The sequence below is a fragment of the Streptomyces sp. HNM0645 genome, from assembly GCF_030056615.1.
Lineage (GTDB): Bacteria > Actinomycetota > Actinomycetes > Streptomycetales > Streptomycetaceae > Streptomyces > Streptomyces marianii.
Window position 1 is genome coordinate 90,084 of sequence record NZ_JASHLT010000006.1, and the last position, 17,326, is coordinate 107,409.

Sequence of the window (17,326 nt, forward strand, 5' to 3'; positions counted from 1 at the left end):
CCGCCCTCGTGGTTTCGTTCTCATGCGTGTCTTCTCCTGGCAGCGCCTTTCCTGGCGCCAATGCGGATCAGCGGGCCAACAGGGCAACGAGCACCGCAACTTCGGTGTGCCACGCGCGGACCTGGTCCTGCGTGGGACCGATCTCGTACTGGTGGTAGTGGCATCCCAGGCAGAGCTGGCTCCACACGGCCTTCGCGCGGCGGGCCGCTCCTGCTTCGGCGCAACCGCGGAGCCAGAGGAACGCGGCCCGCTGGGTGCCCTCCCGGATCGCGCGAGGCGCCCGGTGGGCGGTGAGGCGGTCGGCGACCGCGCTCTCCAGCGCGACACGGAGGGCGAAGGTGGCACCTCGACACCGGCTCGCCGTGGCGGCAGTGGACGTGGCGGGCTCGCCGGTGTCCGTGAGCAGCAGGTCGGCGGTGTCGAGCAGTTGGCGAATCGTCTGGTTCACGGCCCCTCCTCGGGCTTGCGTACCGTCAGGGCGACGGCCTTGATGTCGTCCACGAACCGCTGGGGGTCCGGCATCGAGGTGCCCGACGGGTGGGCACCCTCCTGGCACTGCCGGACAACGTCCACCGCCTTGGAGCCGCACCGCCTGCGCAGCTCGCGGTAGACGTCACTGGCCCTCTTCGTCGGGTCTCCGAAGAGCCCCAGGACGGCGATGTCCATCAGCGTGACGGCCCTCGCGACGGTCTTCTCCGCCTCGTGTTCGGCCACCCCCGCCCGGTGCAGCCGAAGCCATGCGGCCTCGGAGAAGGACCGTTCCAGGACGGCGCGGCAGAGGCTGGGCAGCACATGGGTCATCGCGACCATCGGGAGGCTTCGCGTGCGGATGAGGGCGCGTGCGTCGGCCAGTGCCTGACCGACCGGATCGGTCACCCGGTTCACGGTCACCACGGACCGGCCCGCCCGCTCGACCTCCAGTACGGTCACCGGGAGTTCCTGGTTGATGAAGGCCCGCTGGAGTCGCGTGTCGTGGGTGAAGACCACGACCTGCCGGGTCTCCCCGAGGTCGTGCAGCACCTTCGCGAGGCCGTGGACCTTGGCGGGATCCATGGACTGCACCGGGTCGTCGATGACGACGAACCCGAAGGGGCTGTCCGGCGCGGCGGCGCGCGGCAGGAAGAGCGAGAGCGCGAGGGAGTGCAGTTCGCCCTGGCTCATGACGCCGAGGGCCGCCGCCTCGGTGCCGTCGACGGACACGTCCATCACCAGCTTGCGCACGGTGGCCTTCTCACTGCCGGTCAGGCGTACGGAACGCAGGTCCACGTTGCTCTGCTGGCGCAGTTCCTCCCAGATCCGCTGCGAGTGGTCCTCGAACGGCCGCAGCCGTTCCTCGCGCAGCTCGGCACGCGCCTCCTTCAGCCACTTACGGGCCGCCCTGACCTGGCACAGCCGGGGCCTGCCGGCGTACGCGGGCCGGGCCCGGTCGAGCCAGCCCGCGAGGCGGGTGACACAGGAACGCCACTCCTCGTCGAGCTTCTCCAGCTCCCGCAGCGCCTCCTCGCGCAGCGCGGCGCAGGCGTCGGCGAGGACGAGCGCGGCGGTCTCGGCGCGGGCGGCGAGCCGTTCGGCGTCGTCGATCGCCCGGCACGCCTGCCACTCCTCCCACGGGTCCACGAGCGGGGCGGGCAGCCACTCGGGGACCGGCATGACCAGGTAGCGGACGGCGTCCACCGCATCCCGCAGCCCGGTGCGGGCCTCCCGCGCGGTCGCGGCCTCCTGTCGCAGGCTCGCCACCTGCTCGGCGGCCCGCTCGGCCCACGCCTCGTCGAGCGCTCGGTCGGACCCGCACACCGGGCAGGTGTCCTCGTCCTCGTGTCGACGGCTGTGCTCCAGGGCCTTGGCCAGCAGTTCCGCGCGCTGGTGGGCGTCCTCGGCGCCCGACGCACGTACGTCGTCGAGTACGGCGACGGCCTCGCGCAGCCGGTCCACGGCCGCGCCGACCACTCCGAGGTCCGGTCCGGTCAGCGCGGCGGTCGTCCGCAGTTCCCGGAGACGGCCCTCGTCCGCGTCGGGCAGCGCCGTCACGAGGGCGTCGAGCTCGACGAAGTCGGGGTCGCCCGCCTTGCCGACGACCGTGAGCGCGCGTACCGCCCGCGGGTCGTCCAGCGTGGACAACGCCTCGACGAGTACGGGCCGTTCAGCCTCGGCCTGCTTCAACGCGGAGTCGAGCGCCTTCTCGATGCCCTGGAGCCACTCGTCCGCGTCGGTCAGTTCGCCGAGTCCGAGGATGGCGGCGACCGAGTCGTACTGCTCGCTGGGCCTGCCGTTGAGGACCTTGTCGAGATCCGCGTACGACAGAAAGGGGCTGTAGTCGTTCAGGGCCCGCCCCCAGCCGATGCCGGCGAAGGGCCGACGGCCGTGGCCCGGCCGTCTGAACTCGACCTCGGGGGCGGTGACGTCGTCGCCGGGCCAGGTGCACGTCAGAGTGGACAGCCGGGGGTCGCCCGCGATGGCGAGGCGGACCTCGACCTTCGGGTCGGCCCCGTCGTGGAGGTTGCGCCAGTGCCGACGCCACACCTCTCCCCGCTGCTTGTCCAGGCGGGCGGTCCGGCCCGTGAGCGCCGTCTCGGCGCCCTCGGCGAAGCTGGACTTCCCCGAGCCGTTGCGTCCCACGACGAGGGTGACGCCGGGCTTCGCGGTCAGCGGCAGACGCGCCTTGCGGCCGATGCCGCGAAAGCCGTTGACGCTGATGGAGTCGAGGAACACCCGCTGGTCCGGGTGCGGAGCGGCGGGGGTACCGGAGGACTCCGTCGCGGTGGCGCTCAGTACCTCTCGCAGGAGTTCCCGGGGTGCCTCGGCGAGCGCCGAGCTTTCGAGACGGGCGGTCAGGCGGGAGAGCGTCGAGGAGGCGCCTCGGCGGTAATCGACCTGATGATCGGATGCGTTCGGCTCGTTCTGTGCGAGGTGTTCCGTCATGGTGCTCTCCGCCCTCCGTGGTCGGTTCCGGGGCCGGACTCGTGCGGTGGGCGAGAGGGGTGAATCTCTCGCTTTGCGCGAGCCCGGTGTGACAGAACCGACGGTAGAGGTGGAGAAGTTATTGAATCCAAGATTTGAGTGATAACCCAGGTTATCGAGAATTACACTCTTAACGGCCTGAGCTCTGCCGGGACTGCCAAGCCCAAGACCGACTCCCTGCGGCTGGCTGAGCCGATGACTGGGTGTGCGGTCCACCTGCAGGTGGGAGGCTTGATGTGGCACGATGCGAAATCCGGTGCCAAGAGGAGGTGGGGCATGGTCGACAGGTTCAACGACGGGCTGCTGACGCCCACGGAAACGGCCTCCTACCTTGAGATCCCGCAGTCGACCCTCACGTCGTGGCTGAAGGGCAGGGCGGCGGGAGCGCCACTGGTCCACCAGGTCGAGCCGGTTCGGAGGGGGCAGCCTTCGGTGCCGTTCATCGCGGTGGCCGAGGCGCACGTTCTTCGTTCTCTGCGTTCCCTGGGGCTTCGCATGAGCGAGATCAGGGAGGCCGCCGCCGCCGTACGGGACGCCTTCGACACCCCCTACGGCCTCGTATCGAAGCGGATCGCCACGGACGGCGTGGACATCTTCATCGAGCACGGTTGGGGCGATCTCCGCAGAGCCCGCGACGGCCAGGTCCCGATCCACGAAGTGGTCTCCGACTATCTCCGATACCTCACCTGGGAGCCGGGCGACGACTTCCCCTCCAGCCTGCGGCTGAGGCAGTACCCGGACTCTGTCCCCGTCGTGATCGATCCGAGGTTCGGCCACGGTCTCCCCGTGGTGGCCGCCAACCGAGTCACGGTCCAGGCCATCACCGACCTGTGGGAGGCAGGGGAGACCGTCGAGGACATCGCCTACGACTACGACATGACACCCGCGCAGGTGGATGCGCTCTGCCGGGCCGTGGTGCACCTTGCCGCCTGAGTTCTTCCTCGACCGGAACCTCGGTCGCCGTGTCGCGGAAGGGCTGAGAACCTGCGGGTGGACGGTTCACCGCATCGGGGACGTCTTTCCTGACGACGGGCAGGACGTTCCGGACGAGGAGTGGATCACTTACGGTCTCGACCGGTCCTGGGTCCCGCTGTCGAAGGACGGGCGGATCAAGACCCGGGATCTGGAGATCCAGCCCGTCTTGGAGCGCGAGGCGGTGCTGTTCTACCTGGACAACCAGCAGCTTCGCAGCGCCGAGATGGTCGAGCGGCTCGTCGCACGTCGTGACGCCATCCACCGGGCCGTCGAGAAGGGCGGCCCGGCGGCTTACGCCGTACGGCACGACCGTGTCGAGCGCACCTGGCCGTGACGGGCAGGCGCCCCTGGTGGTGCCCTCCCGCATGTGTTGCTACTTCGCAGCGGGCGCCCACAGGGCGGCCACGATCTCCATCTGCTTGAGGACCAGGTCGATCGCCTCGCGCTCCTCTTCCGGCGGATAGTCGAACATCGCCAGCACGCGGCGAATGCGGGTACGGAGCTTCGCCCGGACGGGTTCGCGGGAGAGCCAGTCGACGGAGAGGTTCTTCTGGATGTCCTTGACGAGGGCACGGGCGATCTTGGCGAGGGTGTCATCGCCGCCCTCCATCACCTCGGCCATGTCACGGTGCGCTACGGCGTCGTAGAAAGCCAGCTCGGCGTGGGTCAGCGGCGGGTCGAACCGTTCGCCGCGGCGGGCCTCCGCCGACACCTCCCTTGCCAGGGCGGCGAGTTCGGCGATGACCTGGGCGCTGGTGAGTTGCTGGAGCATGTACCGCTTCATCAGGTCGTTCAGGCGCTCGGTGAAGCTCTCGTTGCGGACGACGTTGTGCTTGGTCACCTCACGCATCTTCTGCTGGATCATGCGGCGCAGGGCCTCGGTAACCAGGTGGGGGGTCTCGGAGTTCTCCAGCTTCCGCAGTTGAGCCTCGTTGAGGCGGGTGATGTCCAGCCGGCCGATCCCGGCCTCCGCGTACAGGTCGGTGATCTCGTCCGCGTCGACGACGGAGGCTGCTAGTGCTTGCAGGTAACGCTGGACCTCGGCGCTGAGTGGCTCCCCGCTCGCCTCGCGCTGGGCGGCGTCGAGCTTGATCATCCAGGCCCGGACCTCACTGAAGAAGGAGATGTCACGACGCCAGTCGTCCAGGTCCTCGCAGCGCTCGGCGATCTCCTTGCTCATCGCGCAGACTCGGTAGAAGCGGTCCAGCCGGGCCGCGCTGTCCTTGAAGCGGACGGAGAGCGGCTTGGCGGGGGGCTCGACCTTGTTGCCCGGGTTCTTCGGGTCGCGCAGGAAGTCGGCGGTCAGGCGCAGCGCGCGCTTGCGGGTGTCGGGGCGGCTGGTGTCGGCAAGCCATCCTTTCCAATGGCTCCCGGCCAGTAGCCCCTTGATGGTGGCCAGCTCGTTCTTGACCTCGGTGACGGCCCGTTCGATGTCCGCGCCGAGCGTCTGGTCCTTGCGGTCCTGGTCCGAGTACTCGCGCAGGGCCTTGGTGAGGTTGTCAGTGAGGGGCGCGTAGCCGACGAGCAGACCGTCCTGCTTGCCGCGGAAACGGCGGTTGACGCGAGCGAGCGCCTGCATCAGGTTGGCGCCTTGCATCGGGCGGTCCATGTACAGGGTGTGGATGGGCGGGGCGTCGTAGCCGGTGAGCAGCATCGAGTGGACGATGAGCAGTTCCAGCTCGTCATCAGGGTCCTTGGCTCGCTTCTGGACGACCTTCTGCTGGGACTTGCGCAGCGAGTGCTTGCGCATATGCTCGGGGTCGGAACGGTCGCCGTGAAAGACGATCTTCATGACACCCATGTCGACCTCGTCATTGACCCAGCCGGGCCGCCGCTCGGCCAGCGCGTCGAAGACCCGTACGCAGATCTCGCGGGTCGCGCACACGATCATCGCCTTGCCGGGGGCGCCGATATCGGGCTTGACCAGCTCGCGGCGCTGCTCCCAGTGGGCGATCAGGTCGTCGGCGAGCTTCGCTATGCGGTCCTCGGAGCCGTAGATGGTGTTCATCGTTGTGGCGTACTGGATGGCGCGGCGGCGTTCGGCGTCGTCCATGCCCTCGGTGAGCGTGTTGGCCTGCTCGTCGAGCGTGTTCGGGTCGACACCTTTGGGCAGGTCGACCTTGATGACACGCGGCTCGTGGAAGACGCGGACCGTGGCCCCGTCGTCTACGGCGCGCTTCAGGTCGTAGATGTCGATGTACTCGCCGAAGACGGCACGGGTGTCGGCCTCGGCCTTCGAGATCGGCGTACCGGTGAAGGCGAGCAGGGTGGCGTACGGCAGGGCGTCGCGCAGGTGGCGAGCGTAGCCGTCGAGGCTGTCGTAGTGCGAGCGGTGCGCCTCATCGACGATCACCAGGATGTTGCGGCGCTCGGAGAGGAGCGGGTGCGACTTGCCGGCGTCCTTCTCCTCCTTGCTCAGGCCGAACTTCTGGAGGGTGGTGAAGACGATCCCGCCGACGTTGCGCCGCGTCAGCTCGGTACGCAACTCCTCGCGCGTGTCGATCTGGTGGGCCTTCTGCCCGAGCAGGGTCTCACTGTCGAGGAAGGTGTCGTAGAGCTGGTCGTCGAGGTCGTTGCGGTCGGTGATGACGACGATGGTGGGGTTGTTGAGGGCCGGGTGGCGGGCGACGAGCGCCGCCGTCTCCACCATCTCCTCCGACTTGCCCGCGCCCTGCGTGTGCCAGACGACGCCGGCCTGGCCGTTCGTCCGCGACGCCTCGACGACCGCGTCCACCGCCTTGTTCACCGCGAAGTACTGGTGCGGTTTCGCGATGCGCTTGCCGGAGAGGGGCTCGCCCGGCTTGGGTGGGGGGAAGTTGACGAAGTTGCGGGTGAGGGAAAGGAACCGGTCCTGCGTGAACAGGCCGTGCAGGGCCAGGTTCAGCGCGTCGAGGCCGTCGTAGCCGGGCTCGTTGGTGTCAACGCGCTCGCCCTCGTGGTCGACGTTCCAGGGCGCGAAGTGTTCGTACGGCGTGAACGCTGTGCCGTACTTGGCGGTTATGCCGTCCGAGACGAGGCACAGGACGTTGTAGCGGAACGCGATCGGGAACTCCGAGACGTACGTCTGGAGTTGGGCGTGCGCCGACTTGAGGGTCGCGTTCTCGTCGGAGGCGCTCTTGAGCTCGATGACGGCGAGGGGGAGACCGTTGACGTACAGGACGATGTCGAAGCGGCGGTGGCTGCCGTCGGTGTCCCTGACCGTGACCTGGTTGACGGCGAGGTAGCTGTTCGCGTCGGGGTCCGTGAAGTCGACGAGGCGGACGGTGGGGGTCTGCTCGGCGCCGAACTCGTCGGTGTAGGTGAGGCGGATGCCGGTGGTCAGTAACTCGTGCGCCTGCTTGTTCTCCGGGTACGCCTCGCGGGAGGTGGGGTCGGTGGCGATGCGTGTCGCCTCGTGGACGGCGGTGGAGGTCAGCTCCGGGTTCAGCTTCTCGATGGCGAGCTGGATCTCGTCGTGGAGAAGCAGGTCGTGCCAGTCGCGGCGGTGGCCGGTGCCGGGGGCGAGGTCCTTACCGGGCTTGGTCTGCCAGCCGAGTTGCGCAAGTTCGTCCAGGGCCAGGTGCTCCCAGGTGGACTCGGTCATTTTGGCGTCGAGGTGGGCGGGAGTGTGCTCGCTGCTGCTTCCGCTGGTCATACGGCGTCCTCCACGATCTTCTCGGCGTCTCGGACTCGGAGCTTGCCGGACATTAGTTGGGGGAGGAGGGTGTCGCGGAGGGTGGCGAGGGCACTGTTTTCGTTCGCGACCTGCGTTACGCGGGCATGCAGCAAATCAAGCTTCGCGGACAGGCGCTCCCGCTCGGCCTCGGCAGGTAGTGAGATGGGCCAGCCGGGCATCTCCTTCAGCGGCAGCCGGTCGACGGTCGCGCCATGGATGGTGCGGCGCTTAATCTCTTCCTGGAAACTGGGACTGAGGTACGCGTGTAGCAGGAGCGCGCCGCTAACAGAAGTGGACTTACTGCGCAGCAATGCCATTCGCCGCCCCAGGCTGCCTCGGACGCCGGGCGGCATGAGGGCTGCGTCGCCGAGCCGCGTTTCGTACGAAAACAACACGTCCCCGGCCTGGGGTTGCACGCGTCGAGTCCAACGTGGGAAATCTTCCTCCGACAGGTGGGCTGACTCCTCGATTTCCAGGTAGCCGTTGTTGAGACTGCTGATACTTAGAAACCAAGGTCCCGCCTCAGTTTTCCGGGGGGTGGCATGAGGGCCGTCGAAAAGCGTTGCAAGGTCACCGATCCGCTCGGGCTCACAGGTCGTGCTCGCGGCCTCGTAGCAGGCGTGGGCAAGGCTTAGTGCGGTGCCACGGATGCGCTCGTTGGCCGCGATCTTGTCGTCCAGTGCCCCGAGGACACCAACTACATTGCTTTGCTGAGTTCGAGAGGGGACCCTCAGTTTAAGCGACAAGATGTCACCCAAACTGATAAAATCCGCCATGTCGGTTTGCCCCTTTAGGGCATTCGCCTGAATCCAAAAATCGGCACCCCTGAACCAGTAGTAGAGGTATCGCGCGATCAGTTGACCACCCGTGCGCGGCCGGAAATAACACAGCTGCGGGCTGTAGGCGAAGCGTGGGCCTTCGCTCGGCATCAAAGCAACCCGGCCCACAGTCCCCTTGACGGTAAGGACAACGTCTCCGGGGCGTGAGACCTTTGGGCCAAGGTCCCGAATTTGGCTCTTCAGGGATGAGCTGAATTCGGATGACCCAATCTTGCCATCCAAGACATCTGCAACCCTCAAAATGGGGAGTGGATCCCGATCCTGGTTGACCGATCGAGGCCGTCCCGCACCGACTTCAATTTGATTCTCGTCGACCAACTCTGCGAGCGACACCGTTCGTTCAGCCACCGATCCTCCCCAACTGCTCCCGTACCACAACATCCAACCGGGCCGACTCATCCAACTGCTCGAACAGCCCCTTCGTCAGCCGAGCAATCCGCTCCCCCACCGGTTCCGCGTCCGGATCCTCCGCAACCTCCGCCGCCCCCACGTACCGCCCCGGCGTCAGCACATAGTCGTGCTTCTCGATCTCCTCCAGCGTCCCGCTGAAGCAGTACCCCGGCACGTCCTCGTACGAAAGATCCTTGTCCCGCGCCGACTTCGTGCCCCGCCACGCGTGATACGTGTCGGAGATCTTCTCCAGGTCCTGGTCAGTGAACCTGCGCTCGGTCTTGTCGACCATCGTGCCCATCGCGCGCGCGTCGATGAACAACACCTGGCTCCGTCGATCCGTCAACGCCGCAGCGCCCTGAGGGGACTTGTCCTTCGTCAGGAACCACAGGCACGCCGGGATCGCTGTCGTACGGAACAAGTTGCCCGGCAGCGCGATCATGCAGGAGACCAGGTCCGCCTCGACCATCGCCGCGCGGATCTCGCCCTCGCCCGACTGCTTGGACGACATCGACCCGTTGGACAGAACCACGCCCGCGCTGCCCCGGTCGCCCAACTTGGACACGATGTGCTGGAGCCACGCATAGTTGGCGTTCGACTGGGGCGGAGTGCCGTACCGCCAGCGCCGGTCATCCGACTTCCTCGCCCAGTCGGACATGTTGAACGGCGGGTTGGCCATGACAAAGTCGGCCTTGAGGTCGGGCAGTTTGTCCTCGGCGAAGGTGTCGCCCCAGCGGTCGCCGACGCCCTTCGGGTCCATGCCGTGGATGGCGAGGTTCATCTTGGCCAGGCGCCAGGTGCGCTCATTGGCCTCCTGGCCGTAGATCGCGATGTCGTGGGTGTGGTCCTGACCCTTCCACTTCTTCACGAACTTGCCGCTCTGCACGAACATGCCACCCGAGCCGCACGCCGGGTCGTAGACCCGCCCGCCATATGGCTCCAGCACCTCGACGATCAAGCGGACGACGCTCTCAGGGGTGTAGAACTCGCCGGCCCGCTTGCCCTCGGCCCGCGCGAACTTCTCCAGGAAGTACTCGTACGTCTCGCCCAGCACATCCTGCGCCGGACGGTCGCCGTGACCCGTGAAGCGGGCGTCGCTGATCAGGTCGACGAGTTCCTTCAGGCGCTTCTGGTCGACATTGTCGCGGTTGAAGATCTTCGGGAGGACACCGGTGAGGGCCTTGTTGGCCTTCATGACCTCGTCCATGGCCTCGTCGAGGAGCTTGCCGACACCGCCCTCCACACTGGCCGCGTTCTCCGAGATGTAGTCCCAGCGGGCAGCCGGCGGCACCCAGAAGACGTTCTTCTCGGTGTACTCGTCCTTCTCCTCCAGGAACGCCGCCCGGCGGTGCTCCGGGATCTGGGCCAGCTCGGGGTCCGCGGCCAACTCCTCGCGGCGTTCGGCGAAGGCATCCGAGACGTACTTCAGGAAGACCAGGCCGAGCACGAACTCCTTGTACTGGGCGGCATCCATGGAACCGCGGAGCTTGTCCGCGGCCTTCCACAGGATGTCCTGGATCTCCTGGGTGCTGGAGACACTGAGCAGTTCGCCCTGTCCGGCGGCTGCCGCGGCTCGCTTGCGGGGAGGCATCGTTCCTTCTTCCGACTCGTCAGCGGGTGGGTCTGGATGGGTTACGTGCGGTGCATGGTTTGGGTTTCGCCGAGGGCGAGGGTGCCGTCTGCCAAGCCCGCGATCGTTAGGCGGCGAGCCTCGGCTAGGGCGCCGGCCTGGGCACGCAGCAGGCGTTCCCGGCGTTCCGTCTCGGCCAGCAGGGCGTCGAAGCGCAGGACCTCGTCCTGCTCGAGGTCGGGGAGCTGGTAGTCCTCGATACGGCGGGCGGGTCGTACGGCGCTGGGGCTGCGCGCGGTGCCACGGGCCGCGCCGAGCAGGGCCGCCAGGACCCGGGGAGTGAGCGGACGCATGGCGTCGGCGTTGACCCGGAGGATGCGCGCCGGGAACGCGACGACCGAAAAGCCGTCGTCGTCGACGTACACACCGAGGCGGGGCGCCAGGGTGTAGACGACGTCACCGGGCTCGGTGAGCGCCACCCGTTCGTACGCCGTGGCCAGCAGCAGGCGGTCGATGCGGCGGTCGCCCACGGGCCGTTCGCCGGCGATCTCCTCGGGACCCAGGACGGTGTGGTGCCCGTCCCGGGTGAGGTGCCTCTCGTCGATACGGTGGCCGGGGAGCCGTGTCACCCTGCGTGCGGCGATCAGCTTGCCGAGGGTGGTGCGCCTGGGCAGGCGGCCGACCCTGCGCATTACGGCCCCGTGGTAAGGGCCTCGCTCGTCCTCGTACGCCCGGGTGTCCGCTGTCGCACGCTCCAGGCGGGCCTCGGCCTCGGCGATCAGGGCGGGGCGTTCGGTGACCTTGTCCGACCAGATCGCCGAGGCGGGCGGCGCGGGCGGGGTTAGGGGACCGCCGAAGGCCCGGTCCAGGTCGGCGACGGGGACCACACGGCCGTAGCGCGGGTCGTGACCGTCGAGTCCCCGGAAGCCCTCTGCCCGCCAGAGGAGGACGTCCTCGGCGAGCCGCATACGCACACTCGGCGTGAGCTGTTCCGAGCTGATGTCGGCCAGTAGGACCTTGCCCTCCGCCTCCCGGACGGGACCGCGCGTGAGCGTCCAGAGCGCGGGACGGTAGCCAGGGCGGAAGGGAAGGACCCCACCAGGAAGGGCGATGACCGACTCGACGATGTTCTCGCGCAGGAGAGCCGAGCGGAGCTGGGCGGCCTCCGTGCTCTTCAGTTCGTCGACGAGCGCGTCGGCTGGTCCGAGGACGAGGGCCGTGCAGCCGGGGCGGAGGAGGTAGGCGACGCGTTCGAGCTCCGTCAGGGCGGCGAGCACCGAGCGGTCCTCGCCCGGACGGTATGGGAGCTGGGTGACGACGATGTCCGGGTCCGCGAAGCGTTCCTCCAGGTCGGAGCCGGTTTGCACGTCCAGGTCGAGTTCGCTTACGCCCGCCAGCAGGAAGCGGCGGCGGGTGATGCGGGTGAGCCGGTCATCGGGGTCGGCGGCGAGGATGGTGACGCGGTCGCGGTCCTCCGTGTCGTCGAGGAGCGCGGCGAGCAGGTCGCCGGCGCGGGCGTGCGGGTCGGCGAGGGTGAGGGACTCGCCTCGCTCAAGACGGACACGGAGGTCGGTGAGCTGGGTGAGCAGACTCCGCAGCTCCAGGGTGACCGCGTCGGCAGCGAGGGAGTCCAGTCCGAGCCGGGAGCGGGCGGCGAGCAGCCACTCGTACGCGCCGCGCTCGTCGTAGGCGGATTCGACCAGGTCCTCGGCGAGGCGGGCGAGCGGGGCTGCCGTGGCGTCGATCGCGCGAAGCTCGCGGAGTACGAAATCGTCCTCGGCGTCGATCCGTTCGGCTCGGCGCAGCAGCGCGGACCAGAGGGCCTCGTCCGCTTCGGCGTCGGGCGAGGAGGCCGGGGAGGCGTTCGCGCCGTCGTCGGCCAGTGGCCGGCCGCCGAGCCGGCGCAGGCACAGCAGGCTGCCCAGCGTCTCGACCAGCTGCCACGGCGTGAAGCGGTCCCGCAGCGCGATGATGCCGAAAAGGGCCAGCTCGGACCGTAGCTCCTGCGGGGCGGCGTTGCCCAGGCCGGAGGCGATCAGCCAGTTCGTCACCTGTGCGCCGTCGAACAGCGGCCGTCCCGAGTTCTCGGACACGGCGGCGGGGAAGTCCGGGTGGCGTCGGCGCCAGGTGGACACGACAGGGCGCTTCACTCGGGCGAACGTCGCGATGTCGGACATCGACACCAGGAGGGGCAGCGGTGCTGGGGAGCGGAGTGCCGGGTTCGGCAGACCAGTGACCACGGTGCGCATCCCTCCCCCCCCTCGCTCATCTATCGTCACATCAGCCGCTTCGGCCATCAGGCCGGGCCTTGTCTTGTGTCACGGCTCCGCTTGCAGCGGATTCTCGCCGACGCCACAAGACGATACGCCGACCCCGGCTATGCGAGTGCGCCTTCATTTGATAATGGCGGTTATCAGGCATGGACGCAGGTTCACCCTCATCAGGCTGTCTCATCCGGCTGGGTGATTCACATCCGAAGTGCCGCTGCCTTCCGAGAGATGCGCCAGAATGGCGGATCAGTTTCCCGACTGAACTGCACTGAGGGGGGTGGCAGCGGGAAATGGTCGAGCACAGCCGCGGTCCGTCTTGCCGAACAGGGTTCACTGCGCGGCGCACCTACCGGCCAGCGGTGTTCAGCCGCTCCCGGTCCGATGGTTGAGCGCATGGCCGCCGTCGGCGAGAAGGGGCAGACACCGGAGCTCGTGGACGGACCCGGCTGGAGCCGTCCCGGACTGGATGTCGCCGCGGGCCGTTATCCGCTCTCGGTGGAGCGGCATGTGGGGCGCATGGTCGATCACCTGGTGCCAGGGGTGACCACGTTGACTCCGCATGCGCGTTACTACGCTCTGCACGGGCTGGTCGCGGCGCAAGCCGATGCGGAAGACCTGACGGTCCCAGCCGCCCAGACTCTGCTGCGCCGCGCGGAAGTGGCGTTGGCCGCCGTGTCGTTCGCGCATCATCCGCAGGCTCTGGACTGGCTGCCGCGTGCTCATGGGGTCGATGCCCTTGCCCGGCGGCTGCACTTTGGGACGGTCACCATGTCTGAAGCCGAGGTCCCGGGCAAGGACGGGTACGTGGGCAACTCGTGGGGGTTCTGGGCACCGTACGCCGGATCCGAGGTCGCGCTCGGCATCCTCGGTGCGGGAGCCATACCGGTTCCCGGGCCGCGGTTGGAGACCGCGGCACTACGAGCCGGGCTGGGCGGGCTGCTCGAACTGGCCGCGGAGGACACGCTGAACGTGGATGATCTCGCCCCTTTCGGGGACCGGCTGTGCGTGTGCGCGGGCGGTGAGCATCCTGACGGGGCGTGGCTGGCGAACCTTCTGTGCGAGCCCGGTGCACCGGCCGAAGCGGGCTCCCGCTCGGCAACACGGCGACAGACGATTCAGCTTCTGACTCGTGTGGTCGTCACACATCCCGTCCGGTATTTCACCCGCGATATCGGCCACGTGCTCGCTTTCGGTGACTTCCTGACCACCGATCCTGTGACCAGCGGCATCGACGCGGCGGGCGCCTGGCGCGGAGTGGTGCTGCGCAACTACTCCGTCGGAGCGTGGCGCCGCCTGTGGTCCTGGCTCGTGGAGCAGGTCGACGGGCTGGTGCCGATCGAGGAAGTGGCCGACCGCTTCGCCGCGGAGTTGCCCGACATGACGGTGGACGCGTTCCTGTCCTCCCTTCCTGCGACGCAGAGCACGGCCGGAGCGCCGTTGCCCGCTGAGCACGACCTGCGGTGGGCGGGCGATTCCTTGCCCCTCGCCGAACTGCGGGTGCTCGCCGCCAGTGCCCGTCGGGTGGACGAACTCACGGGTCGGGTCCGGGACGCGTTTCTGGGCCAGCGCGGTGTCGAGCTCGGCCCGGAATGGGTCCAGCGGCGGCTTGACGAGGCGCGGCCCATGAAACTACGCGATGTCGCCCGCCGACTCACCTACGACCTGGTGGCGCGGTCGCAGCGGATCGCGCTGGCCAAGGCCCGCCGACGCGCTGACGGCACACTGTGGTTACCGGCCCGGCTGCACGAACGGGGCGGGCTGCTGTACCGGACGAGCCAAGAGGGGCGCGGTGACGTCGGGCTACGGCTGGACCAGCTCGGGACCGTCCTGGCCACCTGCGGCGTACTGGACTACTACGACCAGCACTGGTCGGTGACCAGGAGCGGGAGGGCTCTCGTTGACTGAGACCGCACCGGCACCGGGGGTGGTGGAGCCACCGACCGCGTTTGCCTCTCCGTTGACCCTCATCCTCGACGAGGAGCGCACGGGCGGGCGGGGTCTGGAAGAAGCGCTCTTCCTCAGCTTCACCGCCGATCTCGGCTTCTTCGAGGAGGTCGCCCTCGGCGTCACTCAGGCCACCGGCGCACGCGTCACGGTGGCGGGAGACGTCTCCATGACCCGGAACGATCCCCGGTCCGTCCGGCGGGCCGGCCGCAGCTACCTCGCCGGTCTGGCCTACGCCCAGGGTGCCGCGTTCCATCCCAAGCTGATGGTCCTCGCCGGACCGGAGCACGCCACCATCGCCCTCGGCTCCGGCAACACCACGCTGGCCGGCTGGCAGGCCAACGCCGAACTGTGGACGGTTCTGCGGGTGGACGGCGAGCAGAGTCCCACGGCAGTTCCGGAGCTGTCGGCATGGCTACACGACCTCCCGGAAAGGGTGAGATTCTCCGCCGGAGTGCCACAGGCGCTGTGTCGGGTCGCAGCACTGCTGGACCGGCTCCACCGCGACAGGACACCTGCGGCGCCACGGGTCCGCGTCGTCAGCAGTCTGCGTTCGCCGATCATCGATCAGCTGCCGCAGGGGCCCGTCGACGAACTGGCCGTGTTCGCGCCCTTCTACGACCGGCGCTCGATGGCACTGCGGCGGCTGCTCGAACGGTTCCGGCCAAGCCGGTTCACCCTCGCCTACCAGCCCGGGCTCAGCGATCTCGACGGTCCGTCGGTCGCCGCCCTGGTGAAGGAGTACGACGGACGCGTCATCAGCGACGACGACCAGCGGTACCGCCACGGGAAACTCGTCGAGTGGGTCTCCGAGGGGCAGCGGTGGGCCCTGACCGGCAGCCCGAACCTCTCCGCTGCGGCCCTGCTGCTTTCCCAGAGCGACGGCGGCAACTGCGAACTCGGCATCATCGCCCCCATCACGGCCACCCTCCTTCCGGACGGCACCGACGAGCCCGCCGCCCGGCTGCACACAGTGCCGCCCCTTCCCCGCCCCATCGCCGGCAGTGGGCCGCTGCTGCTCGGGGCCCTACGCGTACCGGACGGCCTGGAGATCAGCGTGGCCCGGCCTCTCTCCGACACCGCTCACCTGGAGTTGTCTCAGGCCGCAGCGCCGCCGGAGGCGTGGGAGCGCATCGCCGACATCCCGCCCGGACAGGCCACGCTGACGGTGACGGCTCCGGCCGATGCGGGCAGCCGTGTGCGCCTGGTCGTAGTCGACAGCGACGGCGTACCGAGCTTCGGCAACATCGTGTTCGTCGTCGACCCTGACCGTGCCCTGCGCCGAATGACCCCGACCCAGTCCCAGGCCCCCACGACACGGCCTCCCGACCTGTTCGCGGATCCCCGGCTCGCCGAACGATTCCTGGGCGACCTGGAAACCCTCCGTACGGGACTGACCCCCACCCCAGCGGGCGTATCCGCAAGCAGCAGCACTGGCGGTGCGGTCACGACGGCCCCGCTGGACGGCGACGAGGACGGCTGGGAGCGCTATCTGGTACGAATGCGCCGGACGCGTCGGACATCCGCTCACGCGCTTCGCGCTGGGGCTCCCCCTGCCCACCGACATCAGCACGCCCTTTCAGGACCTGCTGCCCGTTTCCTGGGACGAGCGGTTCATCGATGACATCGAAGCCGCCCTCGACGATGACGACGCCGAGGCCGTGGCAGCAGAGCACGACCCCGAGGCAGCCGGTGCCGAAGCGAGCGGCACCGCCACCCTGCCCGACCTCCGGCAGGCCGACCAGGAAGTCCGCCGTAGATACCGGCGCTGGGTGGAGCGCCTCGTCGCCCTCGCTCCCCACCTGGGTCCTCCCGAGCACATGCTCGTCGTCCGGCTGACCCTGTGGACCGTCGCGGCTGGCGCTTGGCCTCCGGCACACACCGACTGGCTCCCGCTGCTCTCCCGGGCCGTCCGCGCACTGAACCGAAACGATCTTCCCGAGCGGATCGAGCCCCAGGTCGGTAGCCTCGCCGCAGTCGCCCTCGCCGTGCTCCGCAGCCACGCTCCGCGCTACGAGATCACACCGGAGACCATCGCCTTCAACGAAGCCTCCCAGGCAGTCGGCCACCTGCTTCCCGCAGTGGACTCTGCGTACGTCGCGGAGTACACGGCGCTGCTCGACACAGCCTTCGGCCCGGCCGTCGACCAAACCGCCGTGCTCGATGTCGCGTCGGACGTCGTCCAGGACGATCCCCTCGCCGACGCCGTATGGTCCCTCGCCGAGAAGAACCGCGACGTACACCGCCACGGGAAATTGCTACTCCACGTCACCGGCCGCTTCAGCAACCCCGCGCTGGTAGCACTCGAAGCAGTCGGCGCTGCCGAAGACGCGCCCCTGGTCGGAGCCTGGGCTGGCTCGGACTCCGACGGGGGAGCCTGGGCGCTGGTCATCTGGCGTCGGCCCGACCTCATCGTGGTCGATGCCCGCCGGCCCACTCCCCTCTGGCGGCACCACCGGCTCACCGGCCTGGTCGGGCCGAGAGCTCTCGCAGCACAACACAGCTTCGAATCCGCCGCCTCCATATCCCACGGTCCACGCAACCAGCCCTTCGAACTGGCCGGCCAAGTCCTATCGGACCTCAGCCTGGCCGGACCCCGTCCACCGCAGTGTGGGCCATAGCCTGGGAAAGGCTCCGCGTGTCCGTCTCGGAAGATCTGCGCACAACACGGACACCCGATCACCGCACACGCGCGTCCAGTCGTGGCCAAGGTGCGGGCTGCAAC

Annotated in this window: 11 protein-coding genes; 5 read left to right on the forward strand and 6 right to left on the reverse strand. The window is 68.6% G+C overall.

Annotation, left to right across the window (positions count from 1 at the left end):
- Positions 1-67: 67 nt before the first annotated feature.
- Together QMZ92_RS05395 and QMZ92_RS05400 are read right to left on the reverse strand one after the other, a co-directional pair.
- Positions 68-448, reverse strand: a complete 381-nt coding sequence (locus QMZ92_RS05395) for a hypothetical protein (protein ID WP_283296078.1) — start codon at positions 446-448, stop codon at positions 68-70.
- On the reverse strand, positions 445-2,919 hold the full coding sequence (locus QMZ92_RS05400) for an AAA family ATPase (RefSeq protein WP_283296079.1): 2,475 nt from the start codon (positions 2,917-2,919) through the stop codon (positions 445-447). The genes QMZ92_RS05395 and QMZ92_RS05400 overlap by 4 nt, the downstream gene beginning before the upstream one ends.
- A gap of 315 nt (positions 2,920-3,234) precedes the next feature.
- Between QMZ92_RS05400 and QMZ92_RS05405 the strand changes: the two genes are divergently transcribed.
- Positions 3,235-3,891: a DUF433 domain-containing protein gene (locus tag QMZ92_RS05405; RefSeq protein WP_283296080.1), complete on the forward strand. Its 657-nt coding sequence runs from the start codon at positions 3,235-3,237 to the stop codon at positions 3,889-3,891.
- Positions 3,881-4,267: a PIN-like domain-containing protein gene (locus QMZ92_RS05410; protein WP_283296081.1), complete on the forward strand. Its 387-nt coding sequence runs from the start codon at positions 3,881-3,883 to the stop codon at positions 4,265-4,267. Before QMZ92_RS05405 ends, QMZ92_RS05410 begins: the two co-directional genes overlap by 11 nt.
- 39 nt (positions 4,268-4,306) lie before the next feature.
- Here the strand turns inward: QMZ92_RS05410 and QMZ92_RS05415 are convergent, their stop codons facing one another.
- The 4 genes from QMZ92_RS05415 to QMZ92_RS05430 are packed head-to-tail and all read right to left on the reverse strand — an operon-like array spanning position 4,307 to position 12,627.
- Positions 4,307-7,567 (reverse strand): type I restriction endonuclease subunit R, encoded by a 3,261-nt coding sequence (locus tag QMZ92_RS05415; RefSeq protein WP_283296082.1) that lies wholly within the window; start codon positions 7,565-7,567, stop codon positions 4,307-4,309.
- On the reverse strand, positions 7,564-8,775 hold the full coding sequence (locus tag QMZ92_RS05420) for a restriction endonuclease subunit S (RefSeq protein WP_283296083.1): 1,212 nt from the start codon (positions 8,773-8,775) through the stop codon (positions 7,564-7,566). The genes QMZ92_RS05415 and QMZ92_RS05420 overlap by 4 nt, the downstream gene beginning before the upstream one ends.
- Positions 8,768-10,408, reverse strand: coding sequence for a class I SAM-dependent DNA methyltransferase (locus tag QMZ92_RS05425; RefSeq protein ID WP_283296084.1), 1,641 nt, complete (start codon positions 10,406-10,408; stop codon positions 8,768-8,770). The genes QMZ92_RS05420 and QMZ92_RS05425 overlap by 8 nt, the downstream gene beginning before the upstream one ends.
- 41 nt (positions 10,409-10,449) lie before the next feature.
- Positions 10,450-12,627, reverse strand: coding sequence for a hypothetical protein (locus tag QMZ92_RS05430; RefSeq protein WP_283296085.1), 2,178 nt, complete (start codon positions 12,625-12,627; stop codon positions 10,450-10,452).
- Positions 12,628-13,050: 423 nt separating this feature from the next.
- Here QMZ92_RS05430 and QMZ92_RS05435 point away from each other — a divergent pair, with 423 nt between their 5' ends.
- Genes QMZ92_RS05435 through QMZ92_RS05445 form a run of 3 tightly spaced genes read left to right on the forward strand, consistent with a single transcriptional unit; the run spans position 13,051 to position 17,222 of the window.
- A complete protein-coding gene (locus tag QMZ92_RS05435) occupies positions 13,051-14,562 on the forward strand; it encodes a hypothetical protein (protein ID WP_283296086.1) in 1,512 nt (503 codons plus the stop codon).
- Complete coding sequence (locus tag QMZ92_RS05440; RefSeq protein ID WP_283296087.1) at positions 14,555-16,225, forward strand: phospholipase D-like domain-containing protein; 1,671 nt, start codon at positions 14,555-14,557, stop codon at positions 16,223-16,225. Before QMZ92_RS05435 ends, QMZ92_RS05440 begins: the two co-directional genes overlap by 8 nt.
- Positions 16,226-16,262: 37 nt before the next feature.
- A complete protein-coding gene (locus tag QMZ92_RS05445; protein ID WP_283296088.1) occupies positions 16,263-17,222 on the forward strand; it encodes a hypothetical protein in 960 nt (319 codons plus the stop codon).
- Positions 17,223-17,326: the final 104 nt, after the last annotated feature.

What these genes read in the sequence shown, in the direction of transcription:
- QMZ92_RS05400 (WP_283296079.1), bottom strand. Translation starts at nt 2,919, where the DNA reads ATGACGGAACACCTCGCACAGAACGAGCCGAACGCATCCGATCATCAG.
- QMZ92_RS05405 (WP_283296080.1), top strand. Translation starts at nt 3,235, where the DNA reads ATGGTCGACAGGTTCAACGACGGGCTGCTGACGCCCACGGAAACGGCC.
- QMZ92_RS05415 (WP_283296082.1), bottom strand. Translation starts at nt 7,567, where the DNA reads ATGACCAGCGGAAGCAGCAGCGAGCACACTCCCGCCCACCTCGACGCC.
- QMZ92_RS05425 (WP_283296084.1), bottom strand. Translation starts at nt 10,408, where the DNA reads ATGCCTCCCCGCAAGCGAGCCGCGGCAGCCGCCGGACAGGGCGAACTG.
- QMZ92_RS05435 (WP_283296086.1), top strand. Translation starts at nt 13,051, where the DNA reads ATGGCCGCCGTCGGCGAGAAGGGGCAGACACCGGAGCTCGTGGACGGA.